The 16,486-nt window shown below is 69.0% G+C and carries 16 protein-coding genes and 3 tRNA genes; 12 read left to right on the top strand and 7 right to left on the bottom strand.

Annotated elements, in window-relative coordinates:
• Complete coding sequence (locus BW733_RS03490; RefSeq protein WP_077347927.1) at positions 1-3,132, bottom strand: DEAD/DEAH box helicase; 3,132 nt, start codon at positions 3,130-3,132, stop codon at positions 1-3.
• Positions 3,133-3,205: 73 nt separating this feature from the next.
• Between BW733_RS03490 and BW733_RS03485 the strand changes: the two genes are divergently transcribed.
• From BW733_RS03485 to mptB, 4 genes are read left to right on the top strand one after another with little or no spacing between them, the layout of a single operon-like run.
• On the top strand, positions 3,206-3,607 hold the full coding sequence (locus BW733_RS03485) for an NADH-quinone oxidoreductase subunit B (RefSeq protein WP_161490118.1): 402 nt from the start codon (positions 3,206-3,208) through the stop codon (positions 3,605-3,607).
• On the top strand, positions 3,604-4,113 hold the full coding sequence (locus BW733_RS03480; protein WP_077347925.1) for an NADH-quinone oxidoreductase subunit C: 510 nt from the start codon (positions 3,604-3,606) through the stop codon (positions 4,111-4,113). The genes BW733_RS03485 and BW733_RS03480 overlap by 4 nt, the downstream gene beginning before the upstream one ends.
• Positions 4,110-4,424: a 4Fe-4S binding protein gene (locus BW733_RS03475; protein ID WP_077347923.1), complete on the top strand. Its 315-nt coding sequence runs from the start codon at positions 4,110-4,112 to the stop codon at positions 4,422-4,424. Before BW733_RS03480 ends, BW733_RS03475 begins: the two co-directional genes overlap by 4 nt.
• Positions 4,417-5,925: a polyprenol phosphomannose-dependent alpha 1,6 mannosyltransferase MptB gene (mptB, locus tag BW733_RS03470; protein WP_077347921.1), complete on the top strand. Its 1,509-nt coding sequence runs from the start codon at positions 4,417-4,419 to the stop codon at positions 5,923-5,925. The genes BW733_RS03475 and mptB overlap by 8 nt, the downstream gene beginning before the upstream one ends.
• On the opposite strand, the gene BW733_RS03465 is transcribed toward mptB, so the two are convergent.
• Both BW733_RS03465 and BW733_RS03460 read right to left on the bottom strand, forming a co-directional pair.
• On the bottom strand, positions 5,907-6,797 hold the full coding sequence (locus tag BW733_RS03465; protein WP_077347919.1) for an exodeoxyribonuclease III: 891 nt from the start codon (positions 6,795-6,797) through the stop codon (positions 5,907-5,909). The two genes, mptB and BW733_RS03465, sit on opposite strands and share 19 nt — an antisense overlap.
• Entirely contained in the window at positions 6,794-7,321 is a 528-nt protein-coding gene (locus BW733_RS03460) for a GNAT family N-acetyltransferase (protein ID WP_077347917.1), read from the bottom strand. The genes BW733_RS03465 and BW733_RS03460 overlap by 4 nt, the downstream gene beginning before the upstream one ends.
• A gap of 129 nt (positions 7,322-7,450) precedes the next feature.
• Here BW733_RS03460 and BW733_RS03455 point away from each other — a divergent pair, with 129 nt between their 5' ends.
• A complete protein-coding gene (locus tag BW733_RS03455; protein WP_152024542.1) occupies positions 7,451-10,168 on the top strand; it encodes a cation-translocating P-type ATPase in 2,718 nt (905 codons plus the stop codon).
• Positions 10,169-10,755: 587 nt separating this feature from the next.
• Here BW733_RS03455 and BW733_RS03450 read toward each other — a convergent pair.
• Positions 10,756-11,247 carry a YajQ family cyclic di-GMP-binding protein gene (locus BW733_RS03450; protein WP_077347915.1) on the bottom strand — a complete coding sequence of 164 codons (492 nt, stop codon included), beginning with the start codon at positions 11,245-11,247 and terminating at the stop codon, positions 10,756-10,758.
• A 201-nt stretch (positions 11,248-11,448) separates the two neighbouring features.
• Between BW733_RS03450 and BW733_RS03445 the strand changes: the two genes are divergently transcribed.
• Both BW733_RS03445 and deoD read left to right on the top strand, forming a co-directional pair.
• Positions 11,449-11,531, top strand: a tRNA-Tyr gene (locus BW733_RS03445).
• Between the two features lie 62 nt (positions 11,532-11,593).
• Positions 11,594-12,304 (top strand): purine-nucleoside phosphorylase, encoded by a 711-nt coding sequence (gene deoD, locus BW733_RS03440; RefSeq protein WP_077347913.1) that lies wholly within the window; start codon positions 11,594-11,596, stop codon positions 12,302-12,304.
• Between the two features lie 2 nt (positions 12,305-12,306).
• On the opposite strand, the gene BW733_RS03435 is transcribed toward deoD, so the two are convergent.
• On the bottom strand, positions 12,307-12,762 hold the full coding sequence (locus BW733_RS03435) for a DUF559 domain-containing protein (protein WP_077347911.1): 456 nt from the start codon (positions 12,760-12,762) through the stop codon (positions 12,307-12,309).
• 237 nt (positions 12,763-12,999) lie between these two features.
• Positions 13,000-14,256 carry an integrase catalytic domain-containing protein gene (locus BW733_RS03430; RefSeq protein WP_152024495.1) on the bottom strand — a complete coding sequence of 419 codons (1,257 nt, stop codon included), beginning with the start codon at positions 14,254-14,256 and terminating at the stop codon, positions 13,000-13,002.
• A 160-nt stretch (positions 14,257-14,416) separates the two neighbouring features.
• Between BW733_RS03430 and BW733_RS03420 the strand changes: the two genes are divergently transcribed.
• The 3 genes from BW733_RS03420 to rpmG all read left to right on the top strand — a co-directional run bounded on the left by BW733_RS03420 (position 14,417) and on the right by rpmG (position 14,820).
• A tRNA-Thr gene (locus tag BW733_RS03420) sits at positions 14,417-14,489 on the top strand.
• A 38-nt stretch (positions 14,490-14,527) separates the two neighbouring features.
• A tRNA-Met gene (locus BW733_RS03415) sits at positions 14,528-14,603 on the top strand.
• 46 nt (positions 14,604-14,649) lie between these two features.
• A complete protein-coding gene (rpmG, locus tag BW733_RS03410) occupies positions 14,650-14,820 on the top strand; it encodes a 50S ribosomal protein L33 (RefSeq protein WP_077347909.1) in 171 nt (56 codons plus the stop codon).
• Positions 14,821-15,083: 263 nt separating this feature from the next.
• On the opposite strand, the gene BW733_RS03405 is transcribed toward rpmG, so the two are convergent.
• Entirely contained in the window at positions 15,084-15,287 is a 204-nt protein-coding gene (locus BW733_RS03405; RefSeq protein ID WP_077347907.1) for a hypothetical protein, read from the bottom strand.
• A gap of 366 nt (positions 15,288-15,653) precedes the next feature.
• Here BW733_RS03405 and BW733_RS03400 point away from each other — a divergent pair, with 366 nt between their 5' ends.
• Together BW733_RS03400 and BW733_RS03395 are read left to right on the top strand one after the other, a co-directional pair.
• Positions 15,654-16,079 carry an FAS1-like dehydratase domain-containing protein gene (locus BW733_RS03400; RefSeq protein ID WP_077347905.1) on the top strand — a complete coding sequence of 142 codons (426 nt, stop codon included), beginning with the start codon at positions 15,654-15,656 and terminating at the stop codon, positions 16,077-16,079.
• Complete coding sequence (locus BW733_RS03395; RefSeq protein ID WP_077347903.1) at positions 16,072-16,479, top strand: MaoC/PaaZ C-terminal domain-containing protein; 408 nt, start codon at positions 16,072-16,074, stop codon at positions 16,477-16,479. The genes BW733_RS03400 and BW733_RS03395 overlap by 8 nt, the downstream gene beginning before the upstream one ends.
• Positions 16,480-16,486 lie beyond the last annotated feature (7 nt).

Below are 16,486 nucleotides of genomic sequence, written 5' to 3'. Positions count from 1 at the left end.
TCAGTCGCTGAGCAGGCCGAGGATGTCGTCCGCGCTGAGCGGGGCGTTGGTGTCGGATCCGGTGCCGACCACCGAGTCGAAGAGGTCGCGCTTGCGCTGCTGCAGTTCGACGACCTTCTCCTCGATCGTGTCGGAGGCGACCAGCCGGTAGACGTTGACCGGCTTGTCCTGCCCGATCCGGTGCGCCCGGTCGATGGCCTGGCTCTCGGCGGCCGGGTTCCACCAAGGGTCGAGGATGAACACGTAGTCGGCCTCCGTCAGAGTCAGGCCGAAACCGCCCGCCTTCAGGCTGATCAGGAACACCGGCGCCTCACCCTCGCGGAAGGCCTCGATCCTGGCCGCCCTGTCCCTTGTGCGGCCGTCGAGGTACTCGTAGTCGATGCCCTCACGTCCGAACCGCTCCCTGACAAGCGAGAGGAAGCCGGTGAACTGGGAGAACACCAGCGCCCGGTGACCCTCGGCGACCACCTCGTCAAGGAGTTCGACGAGGGTGTCGATCTTCGCCGAGGCCGCGGGATAGTCGTCCTCGATCAACGCGGGGGAGAGGCTGAGCTGGCGCAGCAGCGTCAGCGAACGCAGGATCGTGATCCGGTTGCGCTGCAGGTCGCCGACCAGGCCGAGCACCTTCTGCCGCTCGCGGGCGAGGTGCCGCTCGTACAGCCGACGATGGCCGGGGGACAGCTCGACCGGGACCAGCTGCTCCTGCTTCTCCGGCAACTCGGTCGCGACCGCGGACTTGGTGCGCCGCAGGATCAGGGGCCGGATCCGTCGCCGCAGCCTGGCGAGGGTCTGCGCGTCGCCGTTCTCGATGGGGCGGCGGTACTCGGTGGTGAAGCGCTTGGGATTGGGGAAGAGCCCTGGCGAGGTGATCGACAGCAGCGACCAGAGATCCATCACGTTGTTCTCCAGCGGCGTGCCGGTCAGGGCCACCTTCACCCTCGCCCTGAGCGCGCGCACGGCGTGGTACGCCTTCGAGGCGTGGTTCTTGACGAACTGCGCCTCGTCGAGCAGCACGGCAGACCACTTGTTGGCCTGGTACTGGTCGGCCTCCAGCCGGAGCAGGGTGTAGGACGTGACGACGATCTGCGCGCCGTCGATCGCCTCGCTCAGCGTGCTGCCCCGCTTCGAGCCGGTGGCGGTGACGGTGACGACCTTCAGGTCGGGGACGAATCGCGCCGCCTCGGCCGCCCACGTGCCGATCACCGACGTCGGCGCGACCACGAGCATCGGCTCGTCCAGTTCGCCCGCCTCGAACGCCGCCTGGGCGGCCGCGAGGGTCTGGACGGTCTTGCCGAGGCCCATCTCGTCGGCGAGGATCCCGCCCAGGCGCGTGCGCCACAGGAAGCGCACCCAGCGGAAGCCAGTCTCCTGGTAGGGGCGAAGCGTCGCGTCGAGCCCCGCCGGGACGGGCTCGTCCGGGAGTTGCGACGGGTCGAGCAGCGCGCCGACGCTCTCGCGCCAGGCCTCCGCCTGCTCGGTAACCACGCCGAGCCGGACGAGTTCCTCCCACAGTCCGGCATGTTCGGGGCGGAGCTGGAAGACGTCTCCCTCGTGATCGGTGAGGAGGCGCGCCTCCTCGATCAGCTGGCGCAACTCTGCGAACTCGGGGGCGTCGAGCGGGAACCACGTGCCGGAGTCGAGCAGCAGATGGTCGTCTCCCGCGGTGAGGGCGGCCATCAGGTCCGCGAGCGGGACGACCTCCTCGCCGACACGGACGCTCACCCTCAGGTCGAACCAGTCTCCGCGCTCGCTGTCCTCGACGCTGAGCGACACCTGCGGTGCCTCGTCCGCCTCACGGTAGGCGGGCGGCTCGGCGTTGAGCTCGACGACGACGTCGCGGCGCTCGCGCAGCAGCGGCAGGGCGGAGGAGACGAAGGAGATCAGCGAGCGCCCGGTCAGGTACGCTGGCACCAGTTCGGCGCCCGACTTCCAGGCACCCGCAGGCACGAGGCGCTGCAGTTCGCGCTCGGAGTCGACGTCGCGGGCGATCCGGTCGTCACCGCCTGCCGCGAGGCCGACGTCGAGGCTCCGCTGCCCCATCCGGTAGCGGAACCCCCAGTGCAGAGACGCGGAACCCTCACGGAACTCGACCCGGCACACCAGTTGGGGCGGCGAGGGTTCCGGCAGGTCAACCCCCTCGCCGACCTCAAGCGCCACCCGGGACCGCAGGCGGGGGAGGAACCGGCTGGCGAACTCGTCCACCTCCGCCGCGGGAACGCTGAGCCGGCCGTTCTGGAAGAGGGCCTGGGCGGCCTGGTCGAGCGGCTGGATGAGGGGGCCGAGGACGAGGTCGTCTCCACCGTTGAGCGCGGCGCCGTGCGCGGGGCGGCCGAGGTAGGACTTGCCGGGGATCACCACCGCGCCGTCCGGGGTCTCGATCGCCGGGTCGAGCAGCAGGGCACCGTCCTCACCGGGCGAGACCTTCAGCGTCGGGACGAAGGGACGCTGCGACAGGTGCGGAGTCGGCAGCTCGCGCCCCGACCCCGACGGGCCGGCGACCAGTTCGACCCCGGCGTCGACCGCGCGCAGCAGCGCGGGCCACACGGCGGGGTGGGCGTCGGTGATTGGAAATCCGTCGGGCCGGTTGGCCACCGAGGCGGTGCGGGTCTCGAGGACGGCGAGGAGTGAGTCGCGATGCGCGGGAAGGAAATCGCCGCTCCGGCGCAGCTCCTCCCACGTCGCCCCGGTGCGGATCCAGTTGCCGCGCACGCCCTTGACCATGGGGCGCAGCACGAGGGTCGCGCCCTCCTCGCTGACCTGCAGCGCGAGCGGCCTCCCCGAGCCGGGGCCGGCCACCGCGAATGGGGCGAGGATCTGCTGCCAGGTGGTGCGGTGCGTCTGCGGCTTCTGGAGCGTCAGGATCAGCGCGACTGCGTGCTTGCAGTCGGCGCGCATCGGGCATGAACAGGTTGCGACGAGGGTCGAGAAGCCCGACATGCACATGACGGAGGTCTGGTAGGTGCGGTACCCCGAGCCGCGCACCTCTGCGGTGGCAAGGGGACCGGAGGTCTGGATCTCGCCGACCCGGCCGAGCCGCGCATACTGCTGACCACGCGCCACGGTGCTCGCACCGAAGTGTTGGATGAGCCGGGGGTCGGTCGCCTCGGAGAGCCAGTTAGTCAGTTTCGTCATTGCAGGCGGAGTCTATGCGCACCACGGGCCTCGCAGAAGGCCAAGCCGCCGCTGGACGCGTAGACTGCCCCGCATGGTTGCAGCGCGCGATTGGTTCGGTGACGGTTCTGTTTTCGTCATCGACGTGCCGCTGGCCTGCTGCGCCCTCGAGACCCAGACGGCGGCCGGGGAACGTGGTTGCCTCCCGATCGCCGAGATCCCTCCCTCTGCGCGGGTGGTGGTCACCCTGTCCGGGACGATCACCGTCCCGATGCTCCCATCGATCCGGCTCGTCCTCGAGGAGGCGCCCCAGCGGGCGAAGGTGGTCGCCTTCGGGGCCTGCGCCTGCGTCGGCGGCCCGTACTGGGACTCCTACGCGGTGGTGCGCGGCTCCGAGGAACTCGTCAAGGTCGACCACTTCATCGCGGGCTGTCCGCCGCCGCCGGGGGCGCTCGACGACTACCTCGACGCGCAGCGCGTGGAGGCCGCGGCATGAGCTGGCGTGCGGAGGCCGAGGCAGCTCTCGCCGGGGGGTACACCTTCCTACTCAACCTGACGGCGGTCGACGAGGTCGGCCGCAGCGACCACATCCGGGTGCTGCTGCGCCTGCTCGACCCGAAGACCGGCGGAGAGCGCACCATCGACACCCTCGCCGAACGCGACGACCCCCACGTCGCCGACCTGGCCGACCTGTTCCCGGGGGCCGCCTTCCTGCAACGGCAGGTGCACGACTTCTTCGGCGTCGAGTTCGACGGCGGAGACAACCGGCCCCTGATCCACCACGGCGGAGGGGCGCCGCTGCGCAAGGACGTCCTGCTCACCGGTCGACTCGAGACCGCCTGGCCCGGGGCGCTCGAACCGGGGGAGTCCGGTGCCTCGCCCAGCCGACGCAAGCTGGTACCACCCGGCGTTCCCGACCCGGCCGTCCTGGCTGATCCCGACTCGAGCCCGGCCGATGTCGCCCTCTCGGCGACCGGCGCACGGGTGAGGAGGCAGCGATGATCCACGGTTCCATCGCCCTGATCGAGGACGCCTGCACGTCCTGCATGATCTGCGCGCGTGAGTGCCCGACCTGGTGCATCACGCTCACCTCGCACATGGAGCAGATGGTGCCCGCACCGGGGGCGCGGCCGCGCACGCACAACGTCCTCGACACGTTCACGATCGACTGGGCGCTGTGCATGTACTGCGGCGTCTGTATCGAGCAGTGCCCCACTGACGCACTGGAGTGGGCGGGCGCCCACGTCGCCCCCGCGTCCTCGCTCGCCGAACTTGCCCACGGCAGGGAGCAGCTCGGCGGAGGCGGTGCGTAGCCTCGTGACCCGAGCGTGGGAGGACCTGAGGCTGGCCGCCTCGACCCGCGCGGTGTGGGTCGGTTTCCTTGGCAGCCTCGGCATCCTGCTCGGATCGCTGAGCCCCGCGTACCTGCCGCAGGCCTCGCCCATCTGGGATGTGCTGCGCGACCTCGGCATCGACGGCGCCACCACCAAGTGGGTCGGCACGATCGCGACGCTCGTCGGCCTGTCGCTGCTGCTGGAGTCATGGTTCCGGCTGCGCCCCGCGCGGCGGCGGGCAGCTGGCGCGCCGCAGCTGCGCCACTGGGCGGTGCTGGCCATCATCTCGGCTCCGATGCTGGTCGGGCCGCCGATCTTCTCGCACGACGCCTACTCGTATGCCGCCCACGGCTGGCTGATCCACAACGGGCTGAACCCCTACCAGGTAGGGCCCGGCATCCTGCCCGGCTACTTCGCGGACCAGGTCGCCTGGGTGTGGCGCGAGACGACCGCCCCCTACGGCCCGCTCGCGCTGTGGATGAGCCACGGCATCGTGATCCTCGCCGGCTTCGACCCCTACCTGTCTGCCGTCCTGATGCGTGTGCCGGCGCTGATCGGGGTCATTCTGATCGGCGTCACGGTACCGCGGATCGCCAAGCGCGTCGGCGTCGACCCCGCGGCGGCGAGCTGGTTCGCCGTTCTCAACCCCATCCTCGTCATCGACTTCATCGGCGGTGCGCACAACGACGCGCAGATGACCGGGCTGATGCTGGCGGGCATTCTCGTCACGATGAAGATGCGACGCTGGTGGCTGGGCGCGATCCTGGTCGGCGTCGCCGCGTCGATCAAGCAGCCGGCCTTCCTGGTCGCCGTCGCGTTGCCGTTCCTCGTCGCTCCCTGGACGTCCTGGCGGCCCCGCGCCGTCGCGTGGGCCGCGCTGCGGGCCCTGTCGTCGCTGGCGGTCGCGGTGGCTGTGTTCGCCGCGATCTCGGTGGTTTCGGGGCTCGGATTCGGGTGGATCAACGCCATCAACGTGCCCGGCATGGTCGACACGGTCTCCCCGTTCACGGTCGTCGGCTACCTCATCCAGTTCCCCGTCAACTGGATCACCGGCGACCCGACGGGCCGCGCCGCCGTCGTGGCGCTCAAAGGCATCGGCTCGGTGATGTCGATGCTCGGCATCGTGTACTTCGCCTATCGGCACCTCGGCCGGCGGCCGCTGCACTTCCTGAGCTACTCGTTCATCTGGTTCGCGCTGTGCGTGCCGGCGCTGCACTCCTGGTACCTGCTGTGGGGCGCCGTCCTGCTACCGATGACGAAGCCGTCGACCCGCGCGCTGCGGGGAGCCATCGTCGCGACCGTCGTCCTCCTGGGATTCAACGCGATGAACTTCGGCATCCGCAACGGGGCGTGGATGATGGTGCTGATCCTGTTCGGCGCCGCCTACTGGACCATGCACACGCACGAGCTGAGCCAGCCGATGGACGCCGGCGGGGACGGTCCCCGGCCGCGCGAGAAGGATCAGTCGCCGACGCCGTAGTCCACGACGACGGGGCAGTGGTCCGAGATCCGTTCCTCGTAGCTGGCCTCGCGCCCGGAGAACGCGTGCGTCGCCGACCTGGCCAGCGAGGGGGAGGCCAGATGGTAGTCGATCCGCCAGCCCGCGTCGTTGGCGAAGGCCTGCCCGCGCCATGACCACCATGAGTACGGCCCGTCGGCGTCGGGGTGGAGCGCGCGGACCACGTCGACAAGGGTGCGGGGGCCCGTGATGGAGCCGAACCAGCCGCGCTCCTCGGGCAGGAAGCCCTCGGACTTCTGGTTGGTGCGCCAGTTGCGCAGGTCCTGCTTCGTGTGGGCGACGTTGAAGTCGCCCATCACGAGGAACTCGCGGCCCTCGGCGGCCGAGCGTCGGCGGGAGACGGTCAGAAGCCGGGCCAGCCCTCGCATGAAGCGCATCTTGCGGTCGTACTTCTCCTGCGAGTTGTCCTCGTAGGGCCAGGCGGCCCCCTTCGGGAGGTACAGCGACGCGACGGTCAGCGGGGTGTCGGACAGATCGACCTCGACGTAGCGGCCCTCTCTCGCGAACGGCGCGAGGTCGCGGCTCACGAGGCGGTCGACCTCGGTGTGTTCCTGAGCACCGTGCGGGTCGATGGTCGTCACGGTCCCGCCGAGCGTCCTCACCGCGCTCGGGATCTGGCGGGTCAGGACCGCCACGCCGTTGCGGCCGGCCAGTGTGCCGGTGTCCAGCGTCGCGTGGTAGCCGGCGAAGGCCTCCAGCGGCAGGTCGTCGGCCCGGCAACGGACCTCCTGCAGGGCGATGACGTCGGCGTTCGTCTGCGCCCACCAGGGGGCGAAGCCGCGCCGCAGCGCGGCCCGGATGCCGTTGACGTTGTGCGTGCCGATGCGCCTCACCAGGAGACCTCCAGTGTCGCGGCGGGCCAGGGATCGGTTGCCAGGCGGCCGTAGGTCAGCACGTCGACCCGCTGACCGTCGATCAGGAACTTGCCCCGCTCCCGGCCTTCGCGGACGAATCCGGCCCGTCCCGCGACGTTACCGGACAGCGGGTTGTCGGCCCGGTGACCGAGTTCGAGGCGCTCGCAGCCGCCTGCCGACAGCGCCCAGGTGGCGACCGCCGTCGCGCACGTCGAGGCCCAGCCGCGGCCGCGGTGGGACGCGTTGGTCCAGTACCAGAACCAGCCCACCCGGTTGACCGCGTCGAGCGTCACGCACACCAGCCCGACGAGGCGGTCCCCGTCGCAGATGGCGAACGGGTGCTGGCGCTCGTCGTCGATCAGCCCCGACAGGTAGGCCTCTGCCTCAGCCAGCGACGTCACCGTGCCCTGGCGGGACATCGACGGGTCGGACCCGAAGGCATCCAGCGTGGCGGCCGCGTCGGAGAGTCGCACCAGGCGCAGGGTCAGCTGTGGATCAGTCATCAGGACCTGCCTGGGGATCGGGGCATGGAACACAGGCAGGCTAGCAGCGCGGGAACAACAGCGGTGGTTTGGGCAGGTCTCTAAGATTTGAGAGCCTGTAAGACCCCATCCACACCTGGAGCCGTCATCGTGTCGACATCCCCTGAGCCGCAGACCCCTCCCTCCTCATCCGCTCCGAAGCCGTGGGCGGCGAGCCCCGAGGAGGTGCTGGCATCCGTCGACTCGACCACCGACGGTCTCGCGGGATCCGAGGTGGAGCGGCGACTGGCGCGTGACGGCCGCAACGAGCTGCCCACGCCCAAGCCGGTCCCCGCCTGGCGTCGCCTGCTGTCGCAGTTCAACGACATCCTGATCTACATCCTGATCGCTGCGGCAGCTCTCAAGGCGTACTCGGGGGACTGGGTCGACTTCGCCGTCATCGCGGTCGTCATCCTCGCGACCGGCCTCATCGGCTTCATTCAGGAGGGCCGCGCCGCCTCCGCGCTCGCCAGCCTCCAGACCATGCAGTCGCTCGACGCGCAGGTGCTGCGCGACGGCACCTGGGGTGTCGTCGACGCGGCGACCATCGTGCCCGGCGACGTCATCCGCGTCCGCTCGGGTGACCGGGTTCCCGCCGACGTTCGCCTCCTGACCTCCTCGTCGCTGCAGGTCGACGAGGCGGCGCTGACCGGCGAGTCCGTGCCAGCGCAGAAGGAGCTCGAGCCCGTCGCGGCCGAGGCGGGTGTCGGCGATCGATCCTCGATGCTGTTCTCCAGCACCATCATCACGGCCGGCACGGCCGAGGCAGTCGTCGTGTCGACGGGCGGCAACACCGAGATCGGCCGGATCTCGGCGCTGGTGGCGGACCAGGAAAAGCTCGACACCCCGCTGTCGCGGCAGCTCGCCAAGCTCGGCACGCAGCTGGCGATCCTCATCGGAGTGATGGCGGTAGTGATGCTCGCGATCGGCTACTTCGTGCACGACTTCCACGGCGACGAGCTGATCTCCGCAGCCATCGGCTTCGCCGTCGCGGCGGTCCCTGAGGGCCTGCCCGCGCTGGTGACCATCACCCTGGCGCTCGGCGTGCAGCAGATGGCCCGCCGCAACGCCATCACCCGCAAGATGGCCGCCGTCGAGACCCTCGGGTCCGTCACGACGATCTGCTCCGACAAGACCGGCACGCTGACCCAGAACGAGATGACCGCGCGCACGGTGCTGACCTCCGAGGGTCGGTACGTCGTCGAGGGCACGGGCTACCAGCCGAAGGGCCACGTCACCGACCCGCACGGGCAGCCCGCGGCCCTGCCCGACCACCCGGACCTGGAGGCGCTTGTCATCGCCGCGGGAGCGGCCAACGACGCCCGTGTCGAGGAGACCGACGAGGGCTGGCGGGTCGTCGGGCAGCCCACCGAGGGCGCGCTCGACGTGCTCGCCACCAAGGCGGGCGCCGACATGGCCCACGTCACGCGGCTCGCCACGGTGCCCTTCGAGTCGGCCCACAAGTTCTCCGCCACCCTGGACGACGTCGCCTCCGGGGAGCGTCGGATCCACGTGCTGGGTGCCCCCGACCGGCTGCTCGACCGTTCGACCACGCAGCTGGGCGGCGGAGGCTCCACCGAGACGCTCGACCACGGCTTCTGGGACGCCGGCATCGACGAGCTGTCGGAGCAGGGCCTGCGCGTCCTGGCTGCGGCCTCGCGGCCGGCCGACGGCGTCGAGGACCTGGCGCTCGACGACCTCGACACGGGGCTGACCTTCCTCGGGCTCGTCGGCATCGTCGACCCGCCCCGACCCGAGGTGACCGACGCCATCTCGCTGGCGCACACCGCCGGCATCCGGGTGAAGATGATCACGGGTGACCACGCCGGCACGGCCGTCGCGATCTCGCGCGAGCTGGGCATCGCTCCGGCCGAGGGGGACGTGAAGGCGCTCACCGGCGCGGAGCTCGAGGCCATGAGCGACGACGAGCTCGCCGCCCAGGTCCGCGACGTGGACATCTACGCCCGCACGTCGCCCGAGCACAAGCTCCGGATCGTCAAGGCGCTGCAGACACACGACGAGGTGGTCGCCATGACCGGCGACGGCGTCAACGACGCCCCCTCCATCACCCGCGCCGACGTCGGCGTCGCGATGGGCATCAAGGGAACGGAGGCCACCAAGGAGGCCGCCGACATCGTGCTGGCCGACGACAACTTCGCCACCATCGAGAGGGCCGTGGAGGAGGGGCGCCGGATCTACGACAACATCCGCAAGTCGGTGGTCTTCCTGCTGCCGACCAACGGCGGCCAGGGCCTCGTCATCCTCGTGGCCGTCCTGCTCGGCATGGCACTTCCCCTGTCGCCGGTACAGATCCTGTGGGTCAACCTCGTCACGGCGCTGACCCTGTCGCTGTCACTCTCGAGTGAGCCCGCCGAGCCGGGCATCATGAGCAGGCCGCCCCGGTCCACGAAGGAGCAGATCCTCTCTCCGAGGGCCCTCGCACAGGTGCTGTGGTCATCGGTCGCCATCGGTGGTGCCGCGCTGCTGATGTTCATGCGACAAAATGCCGTCGTCGACTACGACGTGGCCCAGACCGCCGCCGTCACCATGCTGGCCTTCGGCCAGATCGCCTTCCTGTTCAACTGCCGCTTCCTGAACACCTCGTCGCTGACGTGGCGGGTGCTCGTCGGCAACCGCGCGGTGTGGTTCTCGATCGCCGGGCTCATCGCCCTCCAGCTGATCTTCATCCATGCGCCGTTCATGAACACCTGGTTCGGCTCCTCCGAGCTCGGCTGGGCGCAGTGGGGCCCGATCCTCGGCCTGTCGGTCGGCGTGTTCCTGTTCAACGAGCTGGGCAAGTTCCTCATCAACCGCGTCGGTCGCCGCTGAGCATCGGCTTAGCAGTCGGGCGTCCGCCCGCACCCACGAGGGGGCCTCTCCCAGTCAGGGAGGGCCCCACGTGCGTCCGGACGGGCGTCGCGGACCTTGTCGAAACCCTGCGTCCTGACGAGGTGCCCTGGCGCGTCCGGCCGGGCTCCTCGTCTCGTGAGCGCTGGAGCTCTTCCCCTACCCCCTCGCGACGAGCTCAGGGACCCGGGTCGTTGAGCCTGTCGAAACGCCCTGAGCGGAGCGAAGGGTCCCGGCTCGACTCCCACGCACAACAATTCCTATTTCGGTGTTGCTGCGCCTATGTTGCAGCGGCGCCGGAATAGGCATCGTTGTGCGGGAAAGGGGGAACCGGGGTGGGCCCCGGGGGCTGAGCGGCGCAGGGAACGGGGCTGGCCCCGAGGAGCCGGGTCGGGTGCAGGGGGCCGGGGGCAGGGGCTGCGGTCAGCTCTGACCTGGGGTCGGCGCCGACCCGCCCCACCACCGCCAACGAGATATCCCAGAGGCCAACGACATGCACCGACGCCAACGATATTCGCGCGAATATCGTTGGCGTCGGTGACTCTCGTTGGCGTCTGCGAAGGGCGCCGTCAGCGGTAGTTCACGAACTGGACGGCGAAGTCGTAGTCCTGCTCGTTGATCAGCTTCTGGACGGCCTGCAGGTCGTCGCGGCTCTTGGAGGAGACGCGCAGCTCTTCGCCCTGGATCTGCGCCTTCACGCCCTTGGGGCCCTCGTCGCGGATCAGCTTCGAGATCTTCTTCGCGTCCTCGGTCTTGATGCCCTGCTTGGTGGTCGCCGTGATCTTCCACAGCTTGCCGGACTGGCGCGGGTCGCCGGCGTCCAGAGCCTTGAGCGAGACCCCGCGGCGGATCAGCTTGGTCTGGAAGACGTCGAGGACGGCCTTGACGCGCTCCTCGGAGACGGCCTGCATCTCGATCGTCTCGCCCGACCACGCGATCTTCGCATCGGTGTTCTTGAAGTCGAAGCGCTGGCTGACCTCCTTTGCCGCCTGGTTCAGTGCGTTGTCGACCTCCTGGCGGTCGACCTTGCTGACGATGTCGAATGAGCTCTCAGAAGCCATGGGATCCTCCGGTCGGGTGGGGCCTTGAGCACTTTTCCGGGTTCGTTCGCGGCTGGGGCCGATGGGATCGTCATCATCCGCAACGAGCCCCGGAAGTGCTCATCGTCAGGCCATTGTGCCAGCCTTCCAGGGGCCCGGACGCCCGCTTTGCCGTCGTCGTCAGGACCCTGCTATGCTCGTGCGGCGCCGGGATACCGGCATGGCAGGTTGCCCGAGCGGCCAAAGGGAGCGGTCTGTAAAACCGTCGGCGTAGTCCTACGTTGGTTCAAATCCAACACCTGCCACAAGGCCCCGAATCGAATTGGTTCGGGGCCTTATTCATTTCCTCTCCAGAAGGAGGCCGACGATGGCCACCCCACACATCGCCTGCGAGCCGGGAGACATCGCGCCGCTCGTCATCATGCCTGGCGACCCGAAGCGCGCCGAGCGCATCGCAAAGACCCGGATGAAGGGCGCGAGGCTCGTCTCCGACGTCCGTGGCATCGGGGCCTGGACGGGCACCGTCGACGGCGTTGCGATGACGGCGATGGCCTCGGGCATGGGCGTGCCGAGCGTCTCGATCTACGCCACCGAGCTCTACTCGCAGTTCGGCGTGAAGCGGATCTGCCGCGTCGGCACCTGCGGCGGCATCTCCAAGCAGGTCGCTGTCCGAGACGTCATCGTCGCGTCGTCCGCGCACACCAACTCGAGCGTTTCCACCATCGACATCCCGGGCGTGACGCTCTCGCTCGCCGCCTCTTTCGACATGCTGCGCGGCGCCGTCGATCAGGCTCGTGGCACGGGCGCCCGCGTGCACGTCGGGTCGGTCTACACCAGCGACTTCTTCTACAGCTCGCGGATGGACATCGTCCCCGCCCTCGACAAGCTCGGCACGCTGGGCGTCGAGATGGAGGCGGCCGGCCTGTACGCCTGCGCCATGGCAGCCGGCGCGGAGGCGCTCGCCGTCCTGACGGTGTCGGACCACCTGTTTGACGGCTCGGGCGACCTCACCTCCGACGAGCGGGAGACCCTGTTCGAGGGCGCGCTCGAGGCGGCGATCGCCGGCCTGAAGGCCTGAGCTCAGGCGGCCTCCGCGCGGAGGCGACGTCGACGCGTGGCGGCAACCTCCAAGGTGGTCTCGACGAGCTCGTCCAGGCTCTGGGCAGTGAACCGCAGCGCCAGCCAGCCGGCCCGGGCAATCGCCCGGCCGCGACCGCGGTCGCGGTGGAAGGCGTCCTGCGTCCCATGGTGCTGTTCTCCCTGGAGTTCGATCGCGAGCCGGAGCTCCGGGATCGCGACGTCGAGGTAGAAGCGCTGACCCTCGATGTCGACCGCGTGGTTGCTCTTCCAGCCGGTCACCCCGGCGGCGAGCAGGAGGCGGTGGGCCTCGCGCTCCAGTTCCGACCACGGCTCGTCGCGCGAGTCCGCGACCAGCTCCCGCCGCAGACGGTTGCCGCGCCTGTTCGGCGTGAGCTGGAGGGCTCGCCGCAGGCGTGGGAGCATGATCGCACGGCGTCTGAGCGCCTCGTCGATCACCCGTGCGCCGAGTTCCGGGACGAGGTCGAGGACGGTCAGCTCCGGGTAGGTGAACGCGACTCCGGAGCGCCGGACGAGCAGTCCGCTCGGATGTGGCGCTGCTCGAACGCGAAGCTGGTCTCGAGCGTGATCTCGTTCGGCCGGGAGCGGCGGAACCCCCGATCGTGGTACCTCACTGTCAAGTCCCCGCGAAATGGTAGGCCTTACCTCAGATATTTTTCCCCGCGAAAACAAGGGTTAGCTGGCCCGGGTTTTGAGGCCGGCGGGGTCGGGTGCCTTCCATGCGATGTGTTGTTCGAGACGGGCTGTCTTTCGGCCTGCGAGTCGGGTGAGCTCCTGTTGGATCTCGGTGATGCGTCGTTGCATTGCGACGGGTTTGAGGGTGGCCTTGTAGGCGGCTAGTTCTGTTTCCTGGGCGGGGTTGAGGACCCCGGCGGCCAGGAGCCTCTGGTAGGGGGAGCGTGGCTTGTCGTAGAGGCGTTTGCGGCGCCCTACGGTGTCGGTGGCCCAGCCTTCGGGTTTCTTCGTGGGGGTGAAGAAGTTGAGCCGGTCGTTGACCAGCGGCCATAGCTGGTTGAGTAACGCGAGTTCGGTGGCGGTGTCGTAGCGGTGGTAGAAGCCGTAGCGGCGCACGAGGTGGTTGTTCTTCGATTCGATGGTGGCTTGATCGTTTTTCTTGTAAGGCCGCGACCGGGTGAAGAACACCTCTCGTTGGCCGGCCCAGCCGATCAGGTCGTGGTTGATGAACTCCGAGCCGTTGTCACAATCGATCCCGGTGACCGCGAACGGGACCTGGGCGATGAAGTGGTCGAACGCGGTCCGGATGTGGAGGTGGGCGTTGTTGCGGATGGAGTAGGTGAAGCTCCAGCCGGTGTGCATGTCGGTGAAGTTCACGCTGCGGGCGAACTCGCCCTTCAGCGTGGGGCCGCAGTGGGCCACGGTGTCGACTTCGAAGAACCCGGGTTCGGCTTCGACCTCGTCACCGGCTTTACGCACGGTGATCGAGTTTCGTAGCAGGCTGCCGGGCTTGGTGGCGGTCTTTCCTCGGATCGGGTCCTTCGCCCGCGCCGGTGCGAGGTACCGGTCGATCGTGGCCGCCGACATCGATTCCAGCTCGGCCCTGACCTCGGCGCTGTAACGGTCCTGGCTAGGCACCAGTTCGCCTTCGGCTTCCATCGCATCGATCAGATCGCTCATGGATGCGGCGAGGTACTGCCCGCAGCTGCCCCCCGAGGCCGCCCATACCCGCTGCAGGATCAGCCTGGCGTCGTAGGAGTACTTACACGCCTTGGTCTTGCGCCGATCGATCACCGCGACCGTCGCGGTGGCCCGTCCCGGGGCCTGTTTCAACCGGGCCACCAACTGCTGGCGGGCATGGTCACGGTTCCAGCCGGTGATCTCGACCACGTGGTCGAGGATCTGGGACTTGCCCTTCTTCGGGGCCGCGGCATAGGCCTTGGCGTACTTCTTCGTGATCTCGACTCGGGCTGCCATCGACAGCTTCTCTCCAACCTCCACACCCCATCGTGGCCGGTCACTGTTTCCCGGGGAAAAGTATGTGAGGTACGGCCCCTTCGTTCGCGGGGACTATGTATGAGTGTCGTCGCCGATTTGTGCGCGGCCGAAAAGTCCGTGTATGGTTGGTCCCCGGCTGGCCCCTATAGCTCAGTAGGCAGAGCGTCTCCATGGTAAGGAGAAGGTCTGCGGTTCGATTCCGCATGGGGGCTCTGTTCTTTCCGTGGCACCACCCACGAGAAGAACTCCTGACGGGGTAGCTCAGTCGGTAGAGCAAGCGGCTCATAATCGCTGTGTCGCGGGTTCAAGTCCCGCCCTCGTCACCACCACTGACGCACACCACGCCACGCGCTCAAGCTAAGGAATGTGAACATGGCCAAGAAGTCTCAGGACGTTCGTCCGAAGATCACGCTCGCCTGCACCGAGTGCAAGGAGCGCAACTACATCACGAAGAAGAACCGCCGCAACGATCCCGATCGTCTTGAGCTGAAGAAGTTCTGCCCGCGCTGCCGCACCCACCGCGCGCACCGCGAGACCCGGTGATCTGCACACAAGCATCCGAGAACGGCCGTCCCTGAGGGGCGGCCGTTCTTGCGTTCCTGGGGTTCGCGAGGTCTCGACGCGTTCGTTCCGTGAGAGCTCGTGCCGACGCGGCGGGGGCCCTTCCGTTGCGCCGCGCCCCGGAGAACCTCGGCACTTCAGACTCACTTCCGTCCGTGTGAGTTCAGCAGACTTACGCTGGACCGTGCCGCGACGTGTCGCAGGCAAGGACCACGGCTGTGCCAAGCACAGCAAAGCCAGGCAGTTCACCCCCGGGCAGCGGTCGTCGTGACCCTGACGTCGGCGACATCCTCCAGCGGTTCGAACCACCTGACGAACTCGGCGGTGCCCGGCAGGTGCTTCCTTGCCTGTTCGAGCGCCGCCTCGTCGCTGACGGCCCCCGTGAAGGCCTTCCACTCCTCGAGGTTCACCGAGGCCCCGACCGTGATCGTGATCTTTCCGTACGACATGTCGTGCTCCTTCGCCAGCTCCAGCCTAGGAGCCCGCAGCCTCAGGCGACCCCCCTCCCCCGCTAAGGCAGGACCCCGACTCGGCATCGACGAGGTGGTTACCATCAACGACCTCCTCGGCGCTCCGCCGATCACGTTCACCCCGGATACAGCGGCACCGTGGCCATGACAGCGGACGGCCATCCGGGGCCTTTCGACGACGGGCGCCGCCGCTTCGACGGGCGGCCCTGCTCAAGGAACGGGGAAACGCACGCCGCCGCTCCGCGTGGCCTCTGCTCAAGGAGCGGGATCCGACGGCCGCCGCTTCGCGGGGAGCCCGGCTCGAGTACCCGGGCGCCCGGGCGTGATCGCGCTAGGGTGGCCACTATGCCGATCACGCCCGAGCACGTGGGCCGCGAGTACCCTCCCGCGCCGCCCTACATCGTCAGCCACGCCAAGATCGCCGAGTTCGCCGACGCCGTCGGCGACGACAACCCGGCCTACCGCGGCGAGACGCCGATCGCCCCACCGACCTTCGCAGCCGTCATCGCGGCCCAGGCGTGGGGAGCGCTGTTCGGCGATCCCGAGCTCGGGCTCGCGCTCAACCGCACCATGCACGCCGACCAGGCGTTCACCTTCCACCGCCCGCTGCGGCCGGGCGACGCCGTCGAGGCCCGGCTGAGCATCCAGAAGGTGCGCAACCGCGGCAATCTCGACATCGTCACCATCCTCGTCGACCTGATCGTCGACGGCGACTCGGTCTGCGAGGCCCGCTCCACGCTCATGCACACAAGCGAGGACGCAGATGCCTGAGTTCACCGTCGGCCAGGAACTGCCCGAACTGCGCGTTCCCGTCACCCGATCCACCGTCGTGCGCTACTCCGGCGCCTCGACCGACTTCAACGAGATCCACTTCTCCGACCGCCACGCCCAGGCCATCGGCCTGCCGGGCGTCGTCGCACACGGCATGTGGACGATGGGAGCCGGCCTGAAGCTGGTCACCGACGCCGTCGGCGACCCGGCGCGCGTGCTGAGCTACTTCGTCCGCTTCACCCGGCCTGTGCTCGTCCCCGACACCGACGAGGGCACCGAGGTCGTCTACACGGCGAAGGTCACCGAGGTGGCCGACGGTGTGGCGAAGCTGTCCGTCACCGCCACCTGCGGCGACGAGGCGGTGCTCGGAGCGGCCCGCGCGGAGGTGCGCGTTGACTGAGGGAGCC

It is taken from the genome of Tessaracoccus flavescens, from assembly GCF_001998865.1.
Taxonomy (GTDB): Bacteria; Actinomycetota; Actinomycetes; order Propionibacteriales; family Propionibacteriaceae; genus Arachnia; species Arachnia flavescens.
This window is presented reverse-complemented; position numbering and strand designations above follow the sequence as displayed.